This is a genomic window from Kitasatospora sp. NPDC004272 (assembly GCF_053603035.1).
The window spans coordinates 22,273-45,800 of sequence record NZ_JBSGET010000033.1 but is presented as its reverse complement, the minus strand read 5'-3'; the positions used below and the strand labels follow the sequence as shown (position 1 = coordinate 45,800).

Here is a 23,528-nt window from a genome sequence, read left to right as displayed (position 1 = left end):
TTCCCCGCTCCGGTCACCTCCTCAGCCAGTAGCCGCCCTCGATCACGTAGAAGTCGGCAGCGGGCGGCGCGCACTTCACGGCCACCGGTGCAGCCGTCGGGTCGTTGAAGTCCGGTACGCCCGACCAGCCGACCCGTCCCCGGCCCGTGCCGTCGGTCGAGAAGGCGAGTGCGGTCTCCGGGTGCCAGCCGCTCGGCGGCCGGGGCGGTTCGGGCGTCCCCGGCGGTACGGCGTAGCTCAGCGAGCGCACCGTCCCGGTGACCGCCGCGGTCGTACCGCTCCCGCCCCCGTCCCCGCCCCCGCCCCCGTTGCCGTTGCCGGTGCCGGTGCCGGTGCCGGTGCCGGTGCCGGTGACAGCCAGGCAGTCGACGTCGATCTCGACCCGCACCGTGCCCTGCCGGCTCCCGTCCGGGTTGAAGAACTCGTGCTGCAGCGTGGCCCGCCCGGTACCGTCACGCCGGCGGCCGGCGGCCGCGTCAACCGCCAGCGTGAGCTCGCCGAACCCCGGCACCGTTCCGCGCTCCGGGCTGAGCCCGACCCGGCCGTGCGGGCTCGCGCCGTGCAGGCTCGCGCCGTGCGGGCTCGCGCCGGAACCGGTCGGCGCGGCCGAGGCGCTCGGTACCGCGAGCGCGGACGCCGCCATCGCGGCCGCCGTCCCCAGTAGCAGCTTGTGCTTCGTCAACTTGCTTCTCCCCCGTGCTTGTCGGGCTCCACTTCCGGCGCCCCGGCCACGGCTCCCGGGGCCACCCCAAAGATCGCAACCGGCACGATCCGGACGCGTCCGCCGGGGGAAGGAGCGGGGTCACCCGCGCGGAGGAAGGAGTTCGTCCCCGCTCTCCTCCGTCCCGATGAGGGCGAGGGTGTCGGCGAGCCAGTCGGCGGTGTCGGGGAGCCAGTCCGGCAGGGCGTTGCCGAGCAGGTGGTTGCCGTGCGGGACGTGGAGGAGTTCGGCGTGCGGGAGGTCGGCGACGAGGGCGTCGGCGTTGGTGACGCCGGGGATGCGGTCCCGGCCGCCTTCGACCAGGAGCAGGGGGAGCCCGCGCAGCCGGGGGGCGAGGGCGGCCAGGTCGATCCGGGCGGCGAAGGCGCGGGCGGCGGCTTCGCCACCGCAGCGCTGGGTGAGGGTGGCGGTGACGAACGGGACCAGGGCGTCCCAGTCCAGCCGGTACGGGCCGCTGACCAGTGCCGCCGCCCGGACGCGCGGATCGTGGGCGGCGAAGTCGGCGGCGAGGTGGCCGCCGAGGCTGAGCCCGAGCACCGCGACCCGGTCCGGGTCGAGCGCCGCGTCGGGCGTCGGGGCGAGCGCAGCGTCGGGCGTCCGGGCGGGCGCCGCGCCGGAGGTCACGCCCGCCGGGGCGGCGCGCAGGGCGTGGCTCAGGGCCCGGCCGAGGGCGTGCCGGTGGTCCGGACCGAGGGCGGGGCCGGTGGCCAGGACGCCCTGCCCCGGGCCGTCGACGGCCAGGACCGCCAGGCCGCGGTCGAGCAGGGCGTCGGCCGGGTGGTGGAACTCCTCCTTCGAGGAGTCCATCCCGGGCACCAGCACCACCAGCGGGACTCCCGTTCCGTGCCGCCGCGTCCGTCCCGCCGGGAGGCGTAGCCACCCCGCGTAGCCCTCGCCGGAGATCCGCCGGGCCCGGGGTTCGAGCAGGGCGAGGGCCTCGCCCGCCGAGCGGTCGGCCTCCGCGGCGACGGTGGCGGCGCGTTCCCGGTCCGGGTCCGGCAGCAGCGCGGCGAGGTGGAACCAGCGGGCGGCCAGCCGGTGGTGCTGCCCGGCGGTGCGGTGGCGGCCGCGCGCGGCGGCCCGTTCGGCCCGGGCCCGGTGGGCGAGGGCGGCGGTCCGACAGGCGTCGGGCCAGTGGAGCAGCGAGTCGACCGTGGCGGTGACGCGGTCGTACTCGTACGGGTCGACTCCGGCGCCGTGGGCGCGCGGGCGGGTCTCGGCGGCGAACCCGGCGGCCGTGCCGGGGGCGGTGAGGAAGGAGAGATCGGTCATGGGCGGCGGGTCCTCCGGAACGCGGCGGAGCTGTCGGGGAGATAGGTCGACAAATCGATCGGTACGTCGGCGGTACGGGTCGCGGCGACGGCGACGGCGACGGCTGCGCCAACGGCAACGGCAACGACTGCGACATCAATGGCGCTCATCATCATCAATACATTGATGACTGTCAACGCAACTGATTGATGTCGCCCACCCTGTAGCATCCCCGCATGGGAATGCCCGCCGCCGACCGCATCGGCATCGACCTGCACCTCGCCGACCAGGAGTTGATGGCCGCGAAGCGCGCCGCGGTGGAGCCCGCGGGGCTTACCGTGCCGCAGTACGCGGCGCTGTACGTGCTCGCCGACAGTCCGGGCATCAGCGGGGCGGCACTGGCCCGGTCCTGCCAGGTCACTCCGCAGGCGATGGCCGTACTGCTCAAGCACCTGACCGGACGCGGGCTGGTGGAGCGGGCGCCGCACCGCTGGCACCGCAACGTGCTGGAGACCCGGCTGACCGACCGCGGCCGGGCGGCGCTGGAGCTGGCCGACGAGCGCGCCACCGAGGTGGAGCAGTGTCTGGCCGACGAGTTCACCGAGGCCGAGCAGGAGCAGTTCCGCGCGTTCCTGGTCCGCGCCGCCCGGGCCCTCCAGCAGGCCGCCGACGATCTGGACTGACTCCTCCCCCGGCTCCGGCCGACCCGCCGAGCGCCGGCCGACCCACCGCGGCACCCCGGTACGGCCACCGGTACGGCCACCGGCCCGGCCCGCGCGGTGCGGCCGGTGTCGTGGCCCGTGGCGTGGCCAGTGTCGCGACCCGTGGTGTGGCCAATGTCGCATGGCGGATCTCCGCAGCTCATAGGGGGTACGGCGGCGGGTTGCGGGTAGGCTGCGGCTGCCCCGTCCCCGAGCCGTGAGGAGTTGCGCGTGTCTGCGATCGCCGTCGTGGGGGTGGGTGCGGACGGCTGGCCGGGGCTGTCGGTCGCGGCGCGGGAGGCGCTGGGCGCGGCGGAGGTGGTGCTCGGCGGCGCGCGTCAGTTGGGGTTGCTGCCGGAGCAGGTGACGGCGGATCGGGTGTCGTGGCCGTCGCCGTTGCGGCCGTCGGTGCCGGGGCTGCTGGAGCGGTTCGCGGGGCGGCGGCTGGCGGTGCTGGCCAGTGGTGACCCGATGTTCCACGGGATCGGCCGGACGCTGCTGGAGTGCGGCGTCCCGGCGGAGGCGCTGCGAGTGCTGCCGCACCCGTCCTCGGTGTCGCTGGCGTGCGCCCGGCTGGGCTGGCCGGTGGAGGAGACCGAGGTGGTGACGCTGGTCGGCCGTCCGCTGGAGTCGCTGCGCGCGGCGCTGTACCCGGGCCGTCGGCTGCTGGTGCTGAGTGCGGACGCGTCGACGCCCGCGCGGGTGGCCGGGCTGCTGACGGACGGGGGCTACGGACCGAGCCGGGTACGGGTGTTGGAGCAGCTGGGCGGCCCGGCGGAAGCGGTGCGCGAGGGGGTGGCGGCGCACTGGTCGCTGCCGCCGGGCGATCCGCTGAACGTCCTCGCGGTCGACTGCGTGCCGGACCCGGCCGTCCCGGCGGACGCCCCGCGACCGCAGCTCGTCCCCGGCCTGCGGGACGAACTGTTCGAGTCGGACGGGCAGTTGACGAAGCGTCATGTCCGGGCGGCGACGCTGGCGGCGCTCGGCCCGGCGCCGGGCGAGCTGCTGTGGGACGTCGGCGGCGGCTCGGGGTCGATCGGCATCGAGTGGCTGCGGGCGCACCGCAGTTGCCGGGCGGTCAGCGTGGAGCGGGACGCGGTGCGGGCCGAGCGGATCGCCCGCAACGCGGCGGCGCTCGGGGTGCCCCGGCTGCGGGTGGTCCGGGGCGCGGCACCGGCGGCGCTGACCGACCTGGTGGCCGAACTCGGCCGTCCGGACGCGGTGTTCGTCGGTGGCGGGCTGACCGTGCCGGGGGTGCTGGAGGCGTGCTGGGCGGCGCTCGGTCCGGGCGGGCGGCTGGTGGCGAACACCGTGACGCTGGAGTCGGAGGCGCTGCTGACGCAGTGGTACCGGCGCCACGGCGGCGAGTTGGTGAAACTGGGCGTGGCGCACGCGGTACCGGTGGGCGGTTTCACGGGGTGGCGGCAGGCGATGCCGGTGACCCAGTGGAGCGTCGTCAAGGGCCCGGGCACCGAGGGCCCGGACGCCAGGGACACTGACGCCGAACGCGCGCACGCCGAGGAGACGGACGCCGAGGAGACGGACGTCAAGGAAACGAACATCGAGGACACCGACGGAGCGGCGAGCGCCGGAGGGTCCGGCGGGGCTGGAGGAGGAGCGAAGTGACGGTCTATTTCATCGGTGCCGGTCCGGGCGCGGCCGATCTGATCACGGTGCGCGGCCAGCGCACCCTGGCCCGCTGCGGGGTGTGCCTGTACGCGGGCAGCCTGGTGCCGCCGGAACTGCTGGCGGACTGTCCGCCGGACGCCCGGCTGGTCGACACCGCGAACCTGGACCTGGACCAGATCATGGCCGAGATCGTCCGGGCGAACGCCGGGGGCCAGGACGTGGCCCGGCTGCACTCGGGCGACCCGTCGGTGTTCTCGGCGATGGCGGAGCAGATGCGCCGGCTGGACGCGGCGGGCATCCCGTACGAGGTGGTGCCGGGCGTGCCCGCGTTCGCGGCCGCGGCGGCGGCGCTGAAGCGGGAGTTGACGGTGCCGACGGTCGGGCAGACGGTGATCCTGACCCGGGTGGCCCGGCAGGCGACGCCGATGCCACCCGGCGAGGAGCTGTCCGTGCTGGGCAAGAGCGGCGCGCTGCTGGTGCTGCACCTGGCAGCCCGCTACGTGGACAGCGTGGTGGAGGAACTGCTGCCGCACTACGGGCCGGACTGCCCGGCGGCGGTGGTCGCGATGGCCAGCCGCCCGGACGAACTGGTGCTGCGCGGCACGCTCGGCGACATCGCCGTGCAGGTGAAGGCCGCGGGCGTGCTGCGCACCGCCGTGATCATCGTCGGGCGCACGCTGGCCGCGACCGAGTTCCGCGACAGCCACCTGTACTCGACGACCCGCGCGCGCTGACCGGCGCACCCTCCCGGCTGCCGGCCCGTTGCCCCAACGGGCTGGCAGGATCGGCGCGTTGACGTTCCGCCCGACGGCCGACGAGGGGGTCCCGCAGTATCCGAACCGTACTCCGCGACGGCCCGGCCGCACCTCGAACCGGCCGCGCTGCGCGCCTACTCGGGCACGCCGTCCGGGCCGTGGGCGGGGCGGGCGGAGTCGGCCGACCGGCCGGTACGACCGGGTCGGCGAGGGCGGCGAGGTCGGCGGGCTGCCGTGGTCGGTGCACCGCCGTGGCTCCTGTCCGTGCTCGGCGGCGCGGCGCAACACGTGGGCGCGGACGGCGGTTTCGCGGTGGTGCGCGACGGCGTCCGGCCCCAGGTCCCTGCACCCGCTGCGGGACGCCGGGGCGTACGACGCGGCGGCACGGGCGGCGTTCACGGCGGACGCGGCGTTCACGGCGGACGGGGACCGGGCCCCGGAGGAGTGGACCGGGCCGGACCCGGTGGAACGCCTGGACGCCCTCTGCAACCCCTCCCACCCACCGCCCGCCGGCTACTGCTGCCGCGTGCCGGACAGCTCGGCCGACTCGGCCGACTCGGGGCCGCCGTGGTGCGGCTCGTCGGACAGCAGCCCTTCGAGGGCGCCGTCGAGCTGGTGCTGCATGGCGGTGGAGCGGGGCAGCATGGTCGGCTCGTAGGCGCGGACGGCCTCGGCGACGGTGGCGTGCTCGGCGAGGGCGAGGGCGAGTTCGCAGGCGTCGAGCATGGCCAGGTTGACGCCGACGCCGAGCGGGGGCATCAGGTGGGCGGCGTCCCCGAGCAGGGTGACGGCGCCGTCGTGCGGCCAGGTGTGCGGGACGGGCAGGGCGTGGATCGGGCGGTCGACGTAGGGGCCGTCGTTGTCGGCGAGGAGTCGGCGCAGGCCGGGCGACCAGTGGCGGTAGCGGTCCAGGAGGAGGGCGCGGAGGGCGTCGGTGTCCCGGACGGTGTGGCCGGCCGCGGCGATCCAGTCCGCGGGGACTCGCTGGATGGCGTAGACCCGGAGGTGGCCGCCGCCGCCGCGCTGGGCGAACAGACCGCGTTCGCCGTCGGCCGCGGCGGCGCTGCCGGGGCCGACGAGTGCGGCGAGTTCGGGGTGTCGGCGGTCGACGTCGTGGAACCAGGCTTCGAGGAAGCTGACGCCGGTGTGCACGGGGGTGGCCGGGGAGAGCACGCGGCGGACCTTGGACCAGGCGCCGTCGGCGCCGATGACCAGGTCGGCCTCGGTCACGGTGCCGTCGGCGAAGTGCAGGCGGCGGGGGCCGGCGGCGGGCCCTTCGACGGACCGCAGGGCGTGGTTCCAGTGCGCGGTGCCGGGTTCGAGCGAGCGCAGCAGGAGTTCGCGGAGTCGGCCGCGGTCGATCTCGGGCTTGTGGCGTTCGCCGTCCGCGGGGACGTGGTGGAAGCCGATCTCCCCGGTCACGGCGTCGAGTTGGCGCATCTCCTGCCCCTCGGGGCGGGCGAGCCGGAGGAAGTCGTCGAGCAGTCCGGCCGCGCGCAGGGCGAGCTGGCCGTTGTCCTCGTGCAGGTCGAGGGTGCCGCCCTGGTCGCGGACGTCGGGGCCGTGGTCGCGGTCGTGGACGGTGACGGCTATGCCGTGCCGCTGCAGGATGCGGGCGCAGGTCAGGCCGCCGGGGCCGGCTCCGATGACGGCGATGCGGGGGGCGGGTGCGGTGGTCATGGTGGTGCTCCTTTCGGGCGGTGCGCGGCGGGGCCGCTCCTCCAGAAGAGCACAACGACTACAAAAGTGCAACGAGTCAACTTTTTGGCCTGCTCAACCACCCGAGTAGACTGTGCCCATGCCCCAGACACCGCCCCCGCCTCCACCCCCACCGCCGTCGAACCCCCCGCCGCCTCCCCCGCCCGGGCGGCGCGAGCGCAAGAAGGCCGCCACCCGCCAAGCCATCGCCGACGCCGCGCTGCGCCTCTTCCTGGAGCGCGGCTACGACGACGTCGGCATCCGCGAGATCGCGGACGCCGCCGACGTCTCCACCACCACGCTGTTCAAGCACTTCCCGGTCAAGGAGGCCCTGGTCTTCGACGAGGAGCCCGACCTGGAGGCCGACCTGCTCGCCGCCGTCCGCGAGCGGCCCCCGGGCCGGTCGATCCCGGCCGCCCTGCGCGAGCACGCGCTGCACCACCGCCGGGCCGCCACCGACGGCGATCCCCGGTTCGCGGCCTTCACCGCCCTGGTGGACTCCACCCCCGCCCTGCGCGACTACCACCAGGCCATGTGGCTGCGCCACACCGCCACCCTCGCCGCCGTGATCGCCGAGCAGAGCGGCCGCCCCGCCGACGACCCGCTCTGCACCGCCCTGGCCCACTTCGCCCTGGAGGCCCCGCACGCCGCCCAGTCCCACCAGGACGTCCGCGAGGCCCTGACCCGCGCCTTCGACCTGCTCGAACACGGCTGGAACTCCCTGACCGCGCCCGCCCCCTCGTGACCTGAGTCGGAGATTCGTCGCTGGTCGGGCATGAGTCGCCCTGGTCCGAAAGCGACCGCAGCCACTCCTCACGGAGGCCATCCCCGCGGGCGCGGGGAGCAGGCCGCCGCGTTGGCCCGCCAGTCCCGCTTGATGGGGCCATCCCCGCGGGCGCGGGGAGCAGTCGGCCGTCGGACTGCTCCTCGTGCACCGCGCTGGGGCCATCCCCGCGGGCGCGGGGAGCAGGCCGGGCACCGTCGGGAGCTGGTCGACCAGCAGGGGCCATCCTCGCGGGCGCGGGGAGCAGATGCTGTCGAGCCGGAACCCGACGGACGCGGAGGGGCCATCCCCGCGGGCGCGGGGAGCAGCTGGAGCTCGTCCGCCGTGACGGCTCGGGCTGGGGGCCATCCCCGCGGGCGCGGGGAGCAGGCCGTGCCGTACATCGGCGCGGACGACCGCCCGGGGCCATCCCCGCGGGCGCGGGGAGCAGATCCAGATCCGACCTTAATAGGTCCGCGACTGGGGGCCATCCCCGCGGGCGCGGGGAGCAGAACTCACCTTTCAGGCCGGAGAGGGTGCGGGAGGGGCCATCCCCGCGGGCGCGGGGAGCAGACCCTGTCCCGACTCGCCGTCCGCAAGATGGCGGGGCCATCCCCGCGGGCGCGGGGAGCAGCTGGCGGGACGAGTGCGACGACTGGGCTGCCGAGGGGCCATCCCCGCGGGCGCGGGGAGCAGTTCGGGCAGCCTTCGGCGAGCCGGTGCAGCGCGGGGCCATCCCCGCGGGCGCGGGGAGCAGCTCCCCGATCTACCGCGACCTGTCCATCGGCCGGGGCCATCCCCGCGGGCGCGGGGAGCAGCACTGCCCGAAGTCCGGCTGCATCGCGGTGTTGGGGCCATCCCCGCGGGCGCGGGGAGCAGCGTGCACGGCATCGGCTGGCACCTGTGGGACGGGGGGCCATCCCCGCGGGCGCGGGGAGCAGAGACCGGCGATGCGGGCGGCGGCCAGGCGCCGGGGGCCATCCCCGCGGGCGCGGGGAGCAGGTGAGGCTCACGGTGTTCTCCTTCTGCTGCTGGGGGCCATCCCCGCGGGCGCGGGGAGCAGACCGCCTTCTGGATCAGCACGGACGTGGCCCGGGGGCCATCCCCGCGGGCGCGGGGAGCAGTTCTTCAGCTCGTCCCACAGGAGCTTGAACTGGGGGCCATCCCCGCGGGCGCGGGGAGCAGCTGCGGTTGCACCCGCCGGTTGGGGCCGCCCCGGGGCCATCCCCGCGGGCGCGGGGAGCAGCTCTGGTACCTGTACCGGCAATTCCGTGCACCGGGGCCATCCCCGCGGGCGCGGGGAGCAGCCGACCAGGTGGTCGGGCATGTCCTGGGTCAGGGGGCCATCCCCGCGGGCGCGGGGAGCAGCTGATACGGCCGATCCGCCGGCCGTCCCGGACGGGGCCATCCCCGCGGGCGCGGGGAGCAGACTTGCTCGCGATACAGCGAGGTGTGGCGATCGGGGCCATCCCCGCGGGCGCGGGGAGCAGCAGCGATTCTTGCTCGCGATGCCGATCGTGGGGGGGCCATCCCCGCGGGCGCGGGGAGCAGGAGCCGGGCGAAGGCGGACTTCCACTGGGCGCGGGGCCATCCCCGCGGGCGCGGGGAGCAGTCTTGATGACCTGTGGGTTTACCTGTCGGTGTGGCGCGAAACTGCAATCTTCGCCGGTTCCGGCATAACGGGCATAAGGTTCAGGCCCTTTCGGCGGTGGTTCATCGTTTTCCGAAGCGGCGGAGTTTGGACGCGGTGCTCCAGCCTGGCTTGGCTGGGCTGGTTGCCGGAGCCGCACCGGCGTTCGGTCGGTGGATGAGGGTGAGGCCTTCGTGGTCGACGGGTTTCCAGGCGTGGTCGTGGGTGTGGAAGGTGAAGCCCTGTTCCGTGTTCGAGGTGTGGATCAGGAGGGCCCGGCCCTGGCCGGCGTGTTGTCGGACTTCGGCCCACAGGACGTCCCGCACGCGTGCGGACGGGGAGCCGATGAACACTCCGGCGGAGATTTCGAGGAGCCAGCGGGTGAGTAGGCCCCGCAGTCCGACGGGGCAGTTGGTGAGGACGATGACGGTCACCAGTTGCCCTCTCCGTAGTTGACTCCTGCGGCGACGTGCTGCCCGTGGTCGGCTTGGAGGCTGACCGTGTCCTCGTCGTCGGTGGCCGTTTCGACGGCGAGCAGGCGTCGGATGTCGGCGACGATCCGCTCTTGCAGGCGCAGTTCGTGGATGCGGTCGCGCAGGGCGCGGCGGGTGCGGGCGCCGATGTCCTCGGGGGAGGCGGCTGCGACGTCGAAGGCGACGGGGATGCCGATCTCGGTCTTGTAGAGGTCGGCGATGTCGAGGACGAAGGACAGCTCGTGGCCGGAGTGGACGAACCCGAGGGCGGGTGAGCAGCCGAGTGCGGCGATGACGGCGTGCGAGACGCCGTACATGGCTTGGGCGGCTGCGGTGATGGCCTGGTTGGCGGGGTCTCCGGAGGTGAAGTCTCCGGGGGTGTAGTGGCGTCCTCGCCAGCGGATGCCGGTTCTGGCGGCTTCGGCGCGGTAGCAGTCCTTCATGCGGTCGCCTTCACGGCCGAGGAGTTGTCGCCGGGTGAGGCCCGCCGGGTCCTCGTCGGGGAAGCGCAGCCGGTACATGGCCCGGGCGGTGTCCAGGCGGGTGCGCTGGTTGGCCCAGCGGAGGGCCTGGGCTTCGGCCATGGCCGAGGAGCGGGACAGCGAGCGGCCTGCCGCGTAGTGGCGGACGCCGTGTTCGCCGGTCCAGACCACGCCCGCGCCGGTCTCGCTGAGGACGCTCATCGCCTGGTGGGTGATGCGGGTGCCGGGGCCCAGGAGCAGGGTGCCGATGGTGGCGGAGGGGATGTGGGTGGTGCCGTCGGCGGTTTCGACGGTGAGGGCGTTGGAGTCGCGGTGGATGGTGCAGCGTTCGAGGTAGAGGAAGGAGAGCCGGTCGGCGGCGCGGGCGAGTTCGCGCGGGCTGCTGGCCGGTCGGCGGCTGACGGTGCTCACGGGGTCAGCCGATCGGGGCGAGGGTCATCAGGCCGCAGCCGTACGCCTTGGCCTTGCCGAGGCCGCCGGTCAGTACGGCGCGCAGGGCGTCGGGGTCGGTGACTTCGAGGCGGCCGTCGAAGGTGACGGCGGTGAGGGTGACGCGCCCGGTGGTGCCTTGTTTGGCGAAGGCGAGGTTGCGTTGTCCGTGGACGGCGAGCTGGTGCTCGTCGCCGTGTTCGGTGTGCCGGCGGTCGGCGGGTTTGGCCAGGATGCGGAAGCCGCCCGCGTCCTGGCGCTGGAGCAGCCACTGCGTCTGGTGGCGGGCGGTGAGGTGGGCGGTGCGTTTGGTGGGCTCGCCGTCTTTCCGGCGGGCGTGGTGGACGGGGTTGGCGGTGAGGCGGAAGTTCCAGGTGGTGCCCTTGTCGAGGCGTTCGAGGAACGGGGCGTAGGCGTAGGTCTGCCAGCCGGCCGTACCGGTGGCGGCCGCGGCGGGCCAGCCGGCCTGTTCCACGAGGTGGGTGAGGTCGGGGCGGGCGGGGCTGACGACGTACAGCTGGACTTCGGCGGTGGCGTTGTGGTCGGTGCGCCACAGGACGCGCGGGCCGGGGGCGGTGGGCATGATCTCGGGGAAGGCGGACATGACCGCGGCGTGCAGGTGCTGGGGGGAGGACAGCAGTCGGCGGGCGCCCGCGCGCGCGGTGTTGAAGCGGAAGCGGGTCAGGTACATCAGGCGCTTTCCAGGTGTGTCGTCGGGTCGTGGGCGGGTACCGGCACGGCAGCGGCGGGCCTGGGCCTGGCACGGGGGTTGGGCACGGTGACGGTGGTGGTGCGGACGGTGCGCAGGCCGTGGCGGCGGTGGCGGACGTCGAAGCTGAGCGGCTGGTCGCGCAGTACGTCGCCTCGGACGGGCGCGGCCGGGTCGCTGCCCGGCGGGATCTCGGCGAAGACGGTCAGGTCGACGCTCGGGTGGTCGCGGTGGCGCTGCTGGTGCCAGGCGGCGGCGCGCCAGGGCAGGCGGGCCAGGACGGCGTCGAGGTCGCCGTCGTGGTGGACGCTCCGGTCGTCGTGCAGGTCCAGCGGGCGGGAGGGCGGGCAGGAGCGGCGCCCCAGGTAGGGCAGGTAGACGGGGACCCGGACGGCCGTGTGGAGGCGTTCGATGAGCGGAGCCGGGCCTTCGAGGGCCGCGACGAAGACGGCGTCGGCGAGGTAGAAGCGCTCGGAGAGCGGCATCGACTCCTCGGTGTCGAAGTGCTGGGCGCTCTGGTAGTCGCGCAGCCGGGCGCCGGGCTGGTCGACGCGGACGCCGAAGCGCAGGGCGGCGAGTTCGGCGAGGCCCGCGTCGTCGCCGCGTTCGATGCCGAGCGCGGCGGCGAGCAGTCCGATGACGCCGCTCTTGGTGGGGGCGTTCTCGGTGGTGCGCCGGGCGAAGCGCGAGGCGGCCCCCCACGACTGCAGGGGGCCGGCGAGCTGCAGGGCCAGCACGCTCATCCGCGCTGCTCCAGGCGGGCGGCGACGGCGGCGCCGACGGCGGTCACCAGGGTGGAGAGCCGCGGGGTCTCCTGGCCGAGGGAGGAGAGCTTGGCGGTGGCGGGGCCCACCCGCAGGACCCAGGTCTGGGCGCTGTCGTCGCCGTAGGCCCGTTCGATCTCGGGGACGTAGTCGGCGAGGCGGGCGCAGGCGGGTTCCAGGTGGCCGCCGTCGACGTCGGGGGTGACGGGCTTCTCGAAGGCTCCGACGAAGCTGACGGGGCGTGAGGTGCGCAGGGTGACGAGGACGGCGTCGGGGAGGGTGTGGTTGCCGAAGGTGTTGATCTTGCCGGTGGGCAGGGAGGAGACGAAGCCCTCCAGGAACGCCTCGACGGCGCGGCGCACCGGGGTGGCGGGCGGCTCGTTCTCGTCCAGGCCCTGGCCGAGGTTGCGCTCCAGCAGGTCGACGTCGAGGGCCGCGTACCGGTAGAGGGTGGCGGAGTTGAAGTCGACGGTGCCGATCATGCCCGCGCCCGGTTCGGCGTCGGTGTTGCGGTCGTCGACGGCGGTGAAGTAGTCGGACTCGGTCTCGCTGCGGTGCACGCCGATGGCGTGGGCGACCTGGGCCGCGGCGTCGACGTTGATGTCGGTGGAGTCGGCGACCATCCGTCCGAACAGGGCGATGTCGACGGAGTGCCGACCGTCGGCGATCTTCTTGGCGCGGGCCTTGGCGTCCTTGTCCTTGAAGAACGCCTTGATGTCGGCGGCGCCCTCGACGGCCAGGGCCGCGAGGTGGTCGAGCTGGCGGGCGCTGAGGAACATCAGGTAGGAGGACTCGGGCGCCGGGTCGTCGCCGCCGTTCTTCTTCGCCTGCTCGACCTTGCGCTTGGGCGGTTCGATCTTCGAGCCGGTCGCGGTCTGCAGCACCTCCGCCGCGAGCGCCAGCGCCTGGGCCTCGCCGGTGCGGGGGGCGAGTTCGGCGATGCGTTCGGCGAGGAGTTCGGCGACCCGCTTGGTGCGCACCCCGAGCTCGGCCGGGTCGAGGATGGTGTCGAAGTAGCGGCGGGTGGCACGCTTCCAGGCCTGGCTGGAGACCCGGGCACGGGTGGCGCCGCCGTACACCGCGGTCTTGGGCGCACCGGTGTCGTCGCGGTTGAGGTTGCTCGGCGGGACGCTCTGCAGGGCGTGCACGTCGAGGATGATGCGGCTGGTCACTGGGCGCTGTCCTTGCGGTCGTCGGTGTCGGTGCTGGTCTCGGTGGTCGCGCTGCCGTCGGCCGGGCCGGCGGGCTTGGCGCGGTGGACGTGCAGGGAGCGCCCCCAGGAGCGCCGGACGCTGTCCGGGCCCCACGGCCGCTGCTGCCACTGGTAGAGCTGCTCGGCGAGCAGGGCGTAGTCGAGGGCGATGTCCTCGCGGCGCAGCAGCAGCACGATCTCGCGCAGGCGGGTGGCCAGGTGGGGCAGCGTGGCCGCGGATCCGGCCCGCACGAAGCGCTTGCGGGTCGGCTCGTCCATGCCGCCGCCGGGCATCAGGCGGCGTACGGCGGTGCCGAGTTCGTCGCCGCCCGGCCGGTGCATGCGGCTGCCGCGGGACTGCTGGTGCAGGGCGTACAGGGTCGCGGCCGTGTACAGGGCGGTGTGCGCGGCGTCCTGGTCCAGCACCGGGTCGGCGTGGAGGCGGTCGGCGTCGAGCAGGCCCCACAGGTCGGGGACGGTGGCGGTGTCCTTGCCGGCGCCGCGGCGCAGCCGGGCGAGGGCGGCGACGGCGTCGGGGCGGTCGTCCAGGTAGCCTTTCTGCAGGCGGCCGATCTCGCTGCCGGCGAGGGTGCCGACCGGGCCGAGGACGCGGCGGCGTTGCGCGGGGGTCGGTGGGGCGGTGGTCATGCGGTCGCCCTTTCGAGGTCGGGAGCCGTATCGGTGTCCGAGGCGTCCGGCGTGCCGGTCGGGTCGGCGGTCAAGGGCCCTGGGCCGCTGTCCTGCGGCTCGGGCTGCGGGGTGTCGGGGAAGGCGAGGGGCAGGGCGCGCTTGAGGCGGCCGCGGAACCACAGGTCCGCGGAGTCGGTGTTCAGCCAGGCCTCGCCCTGCTTGGTGGTGACGATCCGTCCCTCCCAAGCCGTGTCTCCGGCCTGGGCGATGAGGTCGCCGGCGAGGCCGGAGACGATCCGGCGGGTCTGCTGCTGCCAGTCGGTGCGCAGCGCGGTGGGGTCGTCGCTGTCGCGGATGGCGGTCAGCCAGCGCCGGTACGGGCCGTCGAGGGCGCCGAAGCCGGCGTCCCGCGCGCCGGCCCGGGGGGTCTCGGACTCGCTGCCCGCGGCCCGCGCGAGGTCGGACGCCAGGTCGCCCAGGGCCCGGACGGCGAGGTCCGCGTCTTCGACGGCGGTCTTCGCGGTCTCGCCCAGGCGTGGGTCCCGCTCGCTGAGCACGACCAGCGCGAACGCCACCGCGTCGCCGGTGATCTCGTCGACGACCGACTGCTGGGTGCCGTACACGGCGCCGAAGGTCCGCAGCCGCATCCGCCGCCCCTTCGGCAGGATCTCGTCCCCTTCCAGCCGGGCCAGCCAGTGCACCAGCCCCGGCCTCAGCTCCGGCGCCGGCTCCGCGGCCGGGCCCTGGAGCGGGGCGGCGGAGGCGATCAGCGAACCCAGCCCGCGCCAGGCCGCCCGCGCCGGGTCCACCTCCCTGGGCATGTACACCAGGGGCCGGCCGAGCTTCTTCTCCTGCGCCTGGCTGCGCCGCCAGCCGGTCATCGGCTCGGTGTCGAACCTGTTCTGCGGGGTGAGGGGGTCGCCGTAGGTGAGGACGACGCCGTGCACGCCGTCGTGGTCGGCGTGCAGCCGGATGCGGCGGGACTGCCAGGTGTAGAGGTCGCGCGGGCCGGCGGGGCGGGAGGCCAGGTCGGCGGCGACGCCGGGGCCGGCGGGCGGGCGCCGCCAGGCGGGGAGATCGCCGTGGACGGTGCTCCAGTGGTCGGCCGCGATCAGGTTCAGCAGCAGCGTCTCGCGCAGGTTCGTGCCTTCGGCGAGTACCGCGCCCAGGTTGCCCGCCCAGGCCGGGCCCTGGGGGTATGCCTTGCCCGCTTTGGCCCGCGGGTCGCCTTCCACGCCGGTCTTGATGCCGGAGGTGTCGTAGGCCTGGGCGTGCACGACCCAGCGGGCGGCCTCCGCGAACGTGACGCGCTCGACGCCGGGGAACCGCGCGGTGAAGAACGGGTTGCCGTTGGGCACGTCCGCCACGATCCGGTTCAGGGAGAAGACCTCGTCCTTGCCGGTCCGCAGCCCCGCGCACTGGTAGAACGGCGTGTGCGGGTGCAGGAGGTCGAAGCGGTCCCGGTGTTCCTCCAGGTAGGGCAGCACCGGGTGCAGCGCCTGCGGATCCTCCCACAGGTCGGCCCATTCCTCGGTGTCGCCCGGGCCGTCCAAGGCGTCGTGGGCGATGGCCAGGAGCAGCCGGGTGAGGGCGAATTCCTGCGTGGTGAGTTCGCAGGCCAACCGCCTGATTGTTGTCGCCTGCTCGAATACCTCGCGCAGGGACAGCTCGCCCTCGCGGCCGTCGATCAGCAGGACCGGGATCCACGCCTGCCCTGTCAGGTCGAACGACTCTGGTACGTGCGGGACTTGGGCGCGGTCATGCGTCGGCATTCGACACCTCAAGTCCGTTCTCACGGGTGTACATGAGTCGGAACCCTGCCAGAAGGGTCGGACAACCGGGCCGGATCGGAAGGATCAATTGCCCTGCCAGCCAAGGGTTTTCCTTAACCTGCCAACTTTCGAAATAGAAACGCTCAAGTTCGGCGATTACCCGGTCAATAATGTACGGCTTGGCCAGGCGCGGCGGCAGGCGCAGCCCGCAGGCCGCCGCCGCCCGCGCCGCCCGCGGCGACGGCGCCGAACCGGTCGGCAGCGGCAGCCCTCCCCGCCCCTCCCCCGCCCAGCCCACCGTCGCCAGCGAGCCGTCCTCCGACTCCTCCACGACGATCACCTCAAGGCTCTCCGGACTGTCGCGCACCTGGGCCCGCCCGGCACGCGTGTCGTCCGCATCGCCCGTACCGCCGGCCAGCCAGCCCATCAGCGACCGGCCGTCCTTCCCCGCCTCCCGGATCCGGAACACGTCCGCCGCCCTCGCCTTCTCGTCCTGCAGCTGCTCGTGGACCAGCCGCGCCTCCTGCAGCACCGGCGCCCACTGCACGGGCCCCACCGGCCCCTCCCCGTACGCCGCCTGCACCAGGGCGCTGATGTCACCGGGCAGGGACAGCCCCCGCCCCTCCTCCAGGTGGGGGTGCAGCACGGCGAGCGAGCGCAGCAGCGCGTGCCGCCCGTACACCGCCTCCGATCCGCGCACCGGCGCGGGCACCGGAGCCGACCAGTCGACGCCCGTCAGCAGGCACCTCGCCTCCCGCAGCCGCACGGGCCGGCCCGGCCGCCGGTGGCGGTGCAGCCGCCCCACCCGCTGCAGCAGCAGGTCCACCGGCGCCACGTCGCTCACCAGCAGGTCGAAGTCCACGTCCAGCGACTGCTCCGCCACCTGGCTGGCCACCACGATGTGCCGCCCGGGCCGCTCGGAGCCGTCCGGGCCGAACAGCTCCAGCAGCCGGCGGTCGTTCTCGGCCCGGTCGGTGTCGATGAACCTGGCATGGGCGACAGTCACCGCCCCGGCCCCGAACCTCTCCCGCAGGACCGCGGCCGCTTCCAGCACCCGGTCGACGGTGTTGCGCACCACCAGCGCGCACCCACCTCCTTCCAGCTCGGCCTCCAACCGGTCCGCCAGCGCCTCCGGGTCGTCCCCGAGCCGCTCCAACCGCACCTCGCACCCGCGGCCGGACGCCGCCGGGCGCCCCAGCACCGGGTCGTGCCCGGCACACACCGCCGTCAGCAGCGGATACTCCCGCGCCTGCTCCACAGCGGCGAACCGCCCCTCGCCCCCGCCGGCCCCCGCGTACGCCTGCGCCAACTCCCGGCGGCGCACGGCCGGCAGCGTCGCCGACAGCACCACCACCGGCACCCCGTACGCGCCCAGCCAGCCCAGCACCCGGTCCAGGTAGGCGTTCATGTACGTGTCGTACGCGTGCGCCTCGTCGATCACCACGACCTTCCCCGCCACCGCCAGGTGCCGCAGCACCAGGTGGCGGGCCTTCAACCCCGCGAACAAGAGCTGGTCGACCGTCCCCACCACGAACGACGACAGCAGGCCCTTCTTGCGTCCGGCCAGCCACTGGTGCGCCACCAGCTCCGCCGGACCGGCCCCTTCCTCCCCGGCCTTCGGCAACCGCTCCGCACCGTCCACGTCCACCGCCGCCACCCGCTGCCGCGAGCCGGCCCGCAACCCGGCGGCTTCCCGGTTCAGCGCCGCCTTCGAATGCGCCAGCAGCACCGACAGCCGCTCACCGCCCTCGGCCGGCAACCGGTCCAGCCAGTCCAGCAGCCGCGGGAACATGGCGTTGCTCGTCGCCATCGTCGGCAGCGCGAAGAACACCCCGCCCGCACCGGCCCGCGCCGCCAGCACCTCCGCCGCCGCCAGCGCCGCCTCCGTCTTGCCCTCCCCCATCGGCGCCTCCACGATCAACAGCCCCGCCCCCGGCATCGCCCGCGCCATCTCCACCGCCGCCGCCTGCACCGGCCGCACCACCGCCCCCGGCGGCAGCTCGAACCGCGACGCGAACAACGCCGGGGCGGCTTCCTGCGGCACCCGCGGCCGCCACGGCCCCGGCAGGTCCAGCCCCCGCCACGCCGCCGCCACCCGGCGCCCGCCGTCGAACCCGGCCTCCAGCGGGAAGTACGGGAACAGGTCCGGATTGCTGGCGATCCAGTCCGCCACGATCACCAGCCCGGACAGCACCACCTGCACCGTCTGCGGCAGCTTCACCCCCCGCCACTGCCCCAGCCTCCCCCGCGCCCCGAACTCCACCGCGCACGCGTCCAACAACTCCCCCTGGACCCGCCGCCACACCTCCTCGCTCCCGCCCGGCGTCCGCACCAACTCCGCACGCCCGTCCAGCTCCAGGAGCGCCACCTGCTCCGGCGGCACACCGTGATGACCACCCACCACCACCGCGAACTGCCCCGTCCCCCGCCCCGGCCACCCGTGCCGCTCCTTCAACCACTCCTGCAACAGCAACTGGCCCGCCAAACCGTGCGGCGCCAACCGCCGATCCGCCCCCAACCCCGCCCGGTACGGCATCTCCAACCCCGCATCGCGCATCCGGTCCGCCAGAGCGTCCACCTGGCACGCGAACGCCGGCGTCGCCTTCCCGATGTCGTGCACCCCCGCCAGCCACACCACCAACCGCCGCCCGTCCACCTCCCCCTCCGGCAACACCCCACCCACCAGCGCCCGCACCCGCTCCGGCACCCAGCAGTCCCACAACAGCCCCGCCACCGCCGCACTGTCCTGCATGTGGCACCACAACGGCAGCCACCCCTCACCCAGCGCATCGTGCTTCGCCCACACACTCCGCGCCACCGCCGACAACCGCGACCGCAGATCGAACCCGCCGGCCACCCGCCCACCCCACTTCGCCCTGCACGACTCCGGCAGACAGCCGCAGATGACGGGCGATCATATGGACCGGCAACAACCGCACACCCCCGCCAGGACGAAAACCCGACGACCTGCGGACAACTGGCGAAACGACAACACGACCAGACCCACTGCCAGGCCGCCCCACTCCGGGACCGCACACCACTCAGCCCACCCTCCGAGCCGCAAGGAAAACCGCACGGGCGGCACCGCAAGCGCCTCCCGACCACGCTGCCCACGTCCGCCCGCGCGAAGACGTCCTGGACCCCGGCACCCCTTCGAGCCCTCCAGAAGCACGGACCAATGGCCGAGAACCCTGCCCGATGTCATACCGCTGTGAGAGCATCCAGCCTCGCTCCACCGATCCTTGACACCTCCACAACACCACCGAACAACAGGTGGCCACCGCCACGGCACAAGCCCCCGACCACCCGCCGCAGGACCAGCGGTCGCAGAGCTCCGCCCTGCCCATGCCTTGAAAACTGCCGACTCTTCAAAAGGAAGGAGGTGACACCATGTCCCTAATATCCGATTCCCAGAGAGTAGCGAATTTCCGCGCTCCCAACGAATAACACCGCAGGTCAACAAGCCTGCTCCCCACCCGCGCGGGGATGGCCCTACAACATTGAGACCACGCCGGCGATGTGGGGGCTGCTCCCCACCCGCGCGGGGATGGCCCCGCCCTGCCCGAACTCCTGCTGCTGGTCCGGTACTGCTCCCCACCCGCGCGGGGATGGCCCCTCGTCGGGAAGCAGGTTGGGCATCAGTTGGTCTCTGCTCCCCACCCGCGCGGGGATGGCCCCGCCACGACGTCCGGCACCGCCTGACCAACCGTCTGCTCCCCACCCGCGCGGGGATGGCCCCGCCCGCTGCAACACCCGCGGGCCCGGTGCCGGCTGCTCCCCACCCGCGCGGGGATGGCCCCGGTAGGCGGGGTGTCGGGTGGTGGTGGAAATGCTGCTCCCCACCCGCGCGGGGATGGCCCCACCACCGCCCCGACACCGGCACCGAGCCCATCCTGCTCCCCACCCACGCGGGGATGGCCCCGACCGATCCGGTCTCGACTCCGTCCCACTCGACGTCGCCGCGACCGCCCAGGACCGGAAGAGGCGGAGAAGCAGCCGGTGAACGACCCGGTCACACGGATCCGCTCGGTCGCCGAACTGCCGGTCCAGGGCTTCCCTCGCCCCTGTGAGGGCCCAGGTCTTCACCTGGTTCCTCACGCGCTGGGGAGTCGAACCCTCGGCCGCACGAACCATGGTGGACCAGGCGACCGGTGGACGGTTCAAGAGCTGGACCGGCCCTGAGGTGCTGCTGGTCGAGGAGGTCGCGGAGCGGCTCTCGTTGTCGCTGCGGCCGGATCACGGCGTGTGGTCAGACCCCCATCCCGCGCGGGACCACCTGCAGAACTGGCTCACGATATGCGCGACCGCCCCCTGGCAGAAGTGCCCCGCCGGCGACAGCGAGCCGGTGACCGCAGCGCGGGACGGCGCGGCTGACGACATCCGGGCCTTCGACCGTGCCCTGGATCCCGCCCGTGCCCAAGGCATGCTCGCCGCACTCGACCTGGTGCGGACCGATGCGGCCCGCGGCGCCGCACTTGACTTCGAACTCCTCTGCGGATGGCAGCAGCACGTCCTGGGCACCGACCAGCCGCCACTCTTCCGCAGCAGGCCGGCATTCGCCAAGGAAGGCCGGGAGCGCTACGGCATCGGCCCGGACACCCGCGCCCGGATGGACTCCTGTCTGGCCGAAAGCTTCCCCGGCCTCGACGATCCACTGCCCATCACCGCCCGCGCCTACCTCGACGTCTGCTTCTTCCATCCCTTCAATGACGGCAACGCCCGCGCCGCCTTCCTCGTAGCCGTCTTCGTCCTGGCCCGCGAAGGCATCACGCTCCACAGCGTCCCGCTGCTGCGGCGCGTCTCCTTCCAGGCCGACGACCCGCGGGATGGCCCAACTCTCGCCTACTACATCAACATGCTCATGGAAGAGACCCGTCGTAACTCGGTCCCTCCCCAGTAGGGACGGTAGGACGGGCGGCAAGATCCACCCGATGGCCCGGTACAACAGCCCAACCGGGCCGGCCAAGGCCACTTGGCAATCGGTCAAGGTCACCTGTCAAAGGTCACCGCCCGCTCCAGTGCCTCCGGTGGCGGCGCGCAGCCGCTCCACCACCGCGTCGATCGCCTCGCGGGCCTGCGGGTCCGGGTGTCCGGCCAGCAGGCCGAGCAGCTCCACGGCCGCGTTCACCACCGCCACCGGCACCGGCACCGCGTCCAGCAGTGACAGCTGCGCGACGATCCGGCGGCCGGTCGCGGCGGCGACCGGGTCGACGTCGGCGGTGCCGTCGGTCGGGATCAGAGAGGCCAGCCCGGTGCCGAGCACCCGGGCGGGGGCGGAGAAGCTCACCCCTACTCAACCGGCCCCAGGCCGCCGAGGTCACGGCTGCTCGGGTGGCCGCCGCGGCCCCTCGGCGGCGGGCGAACTCCTGGAGGCCGTCCTCGACGGCTCCCGACCAGAGTTGTGTCTGGTCGGGAGCCGAGTGCCGAACGGACAAGCTGTTCGGTGCCGGACAGCTGGCTGCTGCCCGCGGAACCGGCCGCTACGAACGGACGATTCCCACGATCACCCCCACCGCCGTCGCGATCGCGCTGATGGCCGCGGCATTGCGCCTCAGCCACCGTCCGATCCCGGCGGCCAGTCGGCTCCGGACATGGAGGTGATCCTCGTTCTCCACGGCTGCACCTTCCACGCGAAAGCCGGGCCGGATGCCCGGCCGGGGAGTGCGCCGGGGAGCCCTGGCGCCGCGAGACGCAACCGGGACGCTACAGCTGGCGAGCGGGCAGTACGGCCCTTTTGTCCGCGATGATCGCCAGGTTGGCTTCGTTTCCGTGGAGCAGCAGCGTTTGGTCAGCGGCTTGGGCAGCAGTTGGCGATCTTGAAGGCTGCAGATGTTCACGAGAAATGACGGCACTCGACGGTGACGGCCCTTCGCCTGGTGGGCGAAGGGCCGTCGGCTGCAGCTTGACGCTTGGACTTCATGTTGATCAAGCCATGTGCGAGGGTGGTGGCCATGCCTCAGCTTGGTCGCCGCCTTCGTTCTCTCAGCGTCGCATTTGGGCTTGCCCCGACTGGTTTTGCCGCGTGCCGGGTGACGGACGACCCGGTTCTGGAACACGCCCTGGCTGATGTGGCGACTCTCTGTGGCATCCCTCGGCGCCAGGTGACGGTCTATCGGCACCTGTTCGTCGCGATGAGGGGGCCCGGAAGATGTTCGGGCTGCCGGGCAAAGGCAGTCGGTGCCTCGTTCGAGCCCTGAACTCGGTGGGCGGGACCGAAGTAGTCAGCCGGCCTTGGCGGGTGCTTCGGTCCGTGCCCGGGTTGAGGCGAGGCGGTAGGAGTCGGTGCCGGTCTCGATGATGGTGCCGTTGAAGGTGAGGCGGTCGACGATGGCCGCGCAGAGGCGGGGGCCGGTGAAGGTCTTGGTCCAACCGCCGAAGGACTCGTTGAAGGCGATGGCGACGCTGTTCTTCTCCCCGCGTTCGGCGAGGACCTGGAAGAGCAGTTCGGCGCCGTGGCGGTCGAGTTCCATGTAGCAGAGCTCGTCGATGCAGAGCAGGTCGACGCGGCCGTAGCGGGCGATGGTCTTGTTCAGCTGCTTCTCGTCGGCGGCTTCCACCAGCTCGTTCACCAGCTTGGTGGCGAGGGTGCAGCGGACGCGGTAGCCCTGCATGGCGGCCTCGGTGCCCAGGGCGATGAGCATGTGGGACTTGCCGGTGCCGGAGTCGCCGATCAGGCAGAGCGGCTGGCTCTTCTTGATCCACTCGCAGCTGGCGAGAGCGTTGATCACGGCGGGGTCGATGTTGGGGTTGGCGTCGAAGTCGAAGGTCCGCAGCGACTTGCCCCGGGGGAAGCCGACAGGCTTGATCCGCCGCTCCGAGCGGCGCCGGGCCCGGTCGTCGCACTCGGCCATCAGCAGCTCGGCGAGGAAGCCGCGGTAGGTCATCTGGTCCTTGACCGCCCGGTCGGCGATCTCGGCGAACTCGCCTCGGATCGACAGCAGCCGCAGCAGTCAGCAGGCGGTGGGCTTGATCCGCCTTGACGGACACTCCCGATCAGGGGCTTCGGCCCCGGAAGGATGATGTCCGTCAAAGCGGATCAAGCCCAGTTCCTGGTAGTGCTCGACGCACCGAGGCTTCGGCAGGACCGGCTTCTTCGGGCCGCCCGGGCACCAGCGAAGCAGACACGCCATGTGACGGCCAGTGCACGAATGTTGCATCATGAGGCATCCATGGGAAAAGCGCCGTGTGAGCTGCCAACTTCCCATGGCAGGGAGACCCGGGCCATCGCGCTCCGGCCGCAGATCCTTGCCGAGCCCACCGCCCGCCACGCCTGACCGGCGCCGCTCCGGGAGATAGATCACCAAGGGGCGGAAACAGGTGAAGATGGATCATCAACGACCTGTCTCCCACCGCCCCTATGCGGGCACCTCGCGCTCCGTGACCCGTCTCACCGAAGTTTGACGAGTCTCACCGAAGTTCGACCGGGGCGGGTTTGTCTCATCGGAGTTTGACCAACGGGTCCAGAGACGATGCTCCGACCGGTCCGGTGGGTGTGACTGCCCTGGTGGGAGGCAAATTGGGTTGGCGGGTTTGCAGGGGGGTGCTAGGAACTGCGGGTGACAGTGTTTGCGTGTGTGGCCTGTGGATCTGCGATCACGGGACCGTTGACCGAGCTGGCTGAGGTCCCTGTTCGCCCGATGGACCAGGGCTACCCGAAGGACGGTGGGACGCGGACGGCGTCCGCCACCGTGCCACGGGGATGCTTCGCGGTGGAACCGGAGCCTTGGGGCGCACCTTTTGTGCCCTGCGATGACCCGGTGGCGATCTTCCCGGGAGGTCCGTGCGTCAGTGATCCGGACGGTGACGACTTCCTGGTGTCCGCAGGGCCGCGGGGGACGGTGGTTCTTCATCCTGGCGATGCGCCGGGCCTGGAGCCGCTTCGCGTCCCGGACTTCGAGGATGTCGGCTGCTGCGGGTGTCCGGGCCGGG

At 73.4% G+C, this 23,528-nt stretch carries 18 protein-coding genes, 1 pseudogene and 2 CRISPR repeat arrays; of the genes and pseudogenes, 5 read left to right on the top strand and 14 right to left on the bottom strand.

What is annotated here, in order from left to right; all coding sequences use genetic code 11:
• Nucleotides 1-13 precede the first annotated feature (13 nt).
• The 3 genes from ACWEO5_RS13290 to ACWEO5_RS13280 form a co-directional block, all read right to left on the bottom strand.
• Complete coding sequence (locus tag ACWEO5_RS13290; RefSeq protein WP_452162512.1) at nucleotides 14-682, bottom strand: hypothetical protein; 669 nt, start codon at nucleotides 680-682, stop codon at nucleotides 14-16.
• A 120-nt stretch (nucleotides 683-802) separates the two neighbouring features.
• Nucleotides 803-1,993, bottom strand: a complete 1,191-nt coding sequence (locus ACWEO5_RS13285; protein ID WP_452162511.1) for an alpha/beta hydrolase family protein — start codon at nucleotides 1,991-1,993, stop codon at nucleotides 803-805.
• A complete protein-coding gene (locus ACWEO5_RS13280; RefSeq protein WP_452162510.1) occupies nucleotides 1,990-2,169 on the bottom strand; it encodes a hypothetical protein in 180 nt (59 codons plus the stop codon). The genes ACWEO5_RS13285 and ACWEO5_RS13280 overlap by 4 nt, the downstream gene beginning before the upstream one ends.
• Nucleotides 2,170-2,208: 39 nt before the next feature.
• On the opposite strand from ACWEO5_RS13280, the gene ACWEO5_RS13275 reads away from it, so the two are divergent.
• The 3 genes from ACWEO5_RS13275 (at nucleotide 2,209) to cobM (ending at nucleotide 5,036) form a co-directional block, all read left to right on the top strand.
• Entirely contained in the window at nucleotides 2,209-2,655 is a 447-nt protein-coding gene (locus tag ACWEO5_RS13275; RefSeq protein WP_344559397.1) for a MarR family winged helix-turn-helix transcriptional regulator, read from the top strand.
• Between the two features lie 249 nt (nucleotides 2,656-2,904).
• A complete protein-coding gene (cbiE, locus tag ACWEO5_RS13270; protein WP_452162509.1) occupies nucleotides 2,905-4,299 on the top strand; it encodes a precorrin-6y C5,15-methyltransferase (decarboxylating) subunit CbiE in 1,395 nt (464 codons plus the stop codon).
• On the top strand, nucleotides 4,296-5,036 hold the full coding sequence (gene cobM / locus ACWEO5_RS13265; protein ID WP_344559393.1) for a precorrin-4 C(11)-methyltransferase: 741 nt from the start codon (nucleotides 4,296-4,298) through the stop codon (nucleotides 5,034-5,036). The genes cbiE and cobM overlap by 4 nt, the downstream gene beginning before the upstream one ends.
• Nucleotides 5,037-5,570: 534 nt before the next feature.
• Here cobM and ACWEO5_RS13260 read toward each other — a convergent pair.
• Nucleotides 5,571-6,737, bottom strand: coding sequence for an FAD-dependent oxidoreductase (locus ACWEO5_RS13260; RefSeq protein WP_452162508.1), 1,167 nt, complete (start codon nucleotides 6,735-6,737; stop codon nucleotides 5,571-5,573).
• A 118-nt stretch (nucleotides 6,738-6,855) separates the two neighbouring features.
• Between ACWEO5_RS13260 and ACWEO5_RS13255 the strand changes: the two genes are divergently transcribed.
• Nucleotides 6,856-7,500: a TetR/AcrR family transcriptional regulator gene (locus tag ACWEO5_RS13255; RefSeq protein ID WP_452162507.1), complete on the top strand. Its 645-nt coding sequence runs from the start codon at nucleotides 6,856-6,858 to the stop codon at nucleotides 7,498-7,500.
• 73 nt (nucleotides 7,501-7,573) lie between these two features.
• Nucleotides 7,574-9,130: a CRISPR direct-repeat array (repeat unit 29 nt; unit sequence GGGGCCATCCCCGCGGGCGCGGGGAGCAG).
• Nucleotides 9,131-9,231: 101 nt separating this feature from the next.
• Here the strand turns inward: ACWEO5_RS13255 and cas2e are convergent.
• Genes cas2e through cas3 form a run of 8 tightly spaced genes read right to left on the bottom strand, consistent with a single transcriptional unit; the run spans nucleotide 9,232 to nucleotide 18,351 of the window.
• The gene (gene cas2e / locus ACWEO5_RS13250; protein WP_452162506.1) at nucleotides 9,232-9,582 is read right to left on the bottom strand and encodes a type I-E CRISPR-associated endoribonuclease Cas2e; all 351 of its coding nucleotides are present in this window, start codon (nucleotides 9,580-9,582) and stop codon (nucleotides 9,232-9,234) included.
• Nucleotides 9,579-10,514, bottom strand: a complete 936-nt coding sequence (gene cas1e / locus ACWEO5_RS13245; protein ID WP_452162505.1) for a type I-E CRISPR-associated endonuclease Cas1e — start codon at nucleotides 10,512-10,514, stop codon at nucleotides 9,579-9,581. The genes cas2e and cas1e overlap by 4 nt, the downstream gene beginning before the upstream one ends.
• Nucleotides 10,515-10,518: 4 nt before the next feature.
• The gene (gene cas6e, locus ACWEO5_RS13240) at nucleotides 10,519-11,223 is read right to left on the bottom strand and encodes a type I-E CRISPR-associated protein Cas6/Cse3/CasE (protein ID WP_452162504.1); all 705 of its coding nucleotides are present in this window, start codon (nucleotides 11,221-11,223) and stop codon (nucleotides 10,519-10,521) included.
• Entirely contained in the window at nucleotides 11,223-11,984 is a 762-nt protein-coding gene (cas5e, locus tag ACWEO5_RS13235; RefSeq protein ID WP_452162503.1) for a type I-E CRISPR-associated protein Cas5/CasD, read from the bottom strand. The genes cas6e and cas5e overlap by 1 nt, the downstream gene beginning before the upstream one ends.
• Complete coding sequence (gene cas7e / locus ACWEO5_RS13230) at nucleotides 11,981-13,177, bottom strand: type I-E CRISPR-associated protein Cas7/Cse4/CasC (RefSeq protein ID WP_452162502.1); 1,197 nt, start codon at nucleotides 13,175-13,177, stop codon at nucleotides 11,981-11,983. Before cas7e ends, cas5e begins: the two co-directional genes overlap by 4 nt.
• On the bottom strand, nucleotides 13,174-13,845 hold the full coding sequence (casB, locus tag ACWEO5_RS13225) for a type I-E CRISPR-associated protein Cse2/CasB (RefSeq protein WP_452162501.1): 672 nt from the start codon (nucleotides 13,843-13,845) through the stop codon (nucleotides 13,174-13,176). Before casB ends, cas7e begins: the two co-directional genes overlap by 4 nt.
• Nucleotides 13,842-15,599, bottom strand: a complete 1,758-nt coding sequence (gene casA, locus ACWEO5_RS13220) for a type I-E CRISPR-associated protein Cse1/CasA (protein WP_452162500.1) — start codon at nucleotides 15,597-15,599, stop codon at nucleotides 13,842-13,844. Before casA ends, casB begins: the two co-directional genes overlap by 4 nt.
• Nucleotides 15,586-18,351, bottom strand: a complete 2,766-nt coding sequence (gene cas3 / locus ACWEO5_RS13215) for a CRISPR-associated helicase Cas3' (RefSeq protein WP_452162499.1) — start codon at nucleotides 18,349-18,351, stop codon at nucleotides 15,586-15,588. The genes casA and cas3 overlap by 14 nt, the downstream gene beginning before the upstream one ends.
• Before the next feature lie 713 nt (nucleotides 18,352-19,064).
• A CRISPR array of direct repeats spans nucleotides 19,065-19,521; the repeat unit is 29 nt; unit sequence CTGCTCCCCACCCGCGCGGGGATGGCCCC.
• Between the two features lie 144 nt (nucleotides 19,522-19,665).
• Between cas3 and ACWEO5_RS13210 the strand changes: the two genes are divergently transcribed.
• Complete coding sequence (locus ACWEO5_RS13210; protein ID WP_452162498.1) at nucleotides 19,666-20,499, top strand: Fic family protein; 834 nt, start codon at nucleotides 19,666-19,668, stop codon at nucleotides 20,497-20,499.
• A 96-nt stretch (nucleotides 20,500-20,595) separates the two neighbouring features.
• Here the strand turns inward: ACWEO5_RS13210 and ACWEO5_RS13205 are convergent, their stop codons facing one another.
• Both ACWEO5_RS13205 and istB read right to left on the bottom strand, forming a co-directional pair.
• A complete protein-coding gene (locus ACWEO5_RS13205; RefSeq protein WP_452162497.1) occupies nucleotides 20,596-20,886 on the bottom strand; it encodes a hypothetical protein in 291 nt (96 codons plus the stop codon).
• 934 nt (nucleotides 20,887-21,820) lie between these two features.
• Nucleotides 21,821-22,549, bottom strand: a pseudogene (istB, locus tag ACWEO5_RS13200) (IS21-like element helper ATPase IstB); the annotation flags it as partial.
• Between the last annotated feature and the right edge of the window lie 979 nt (nucleotides 22,550-23,528).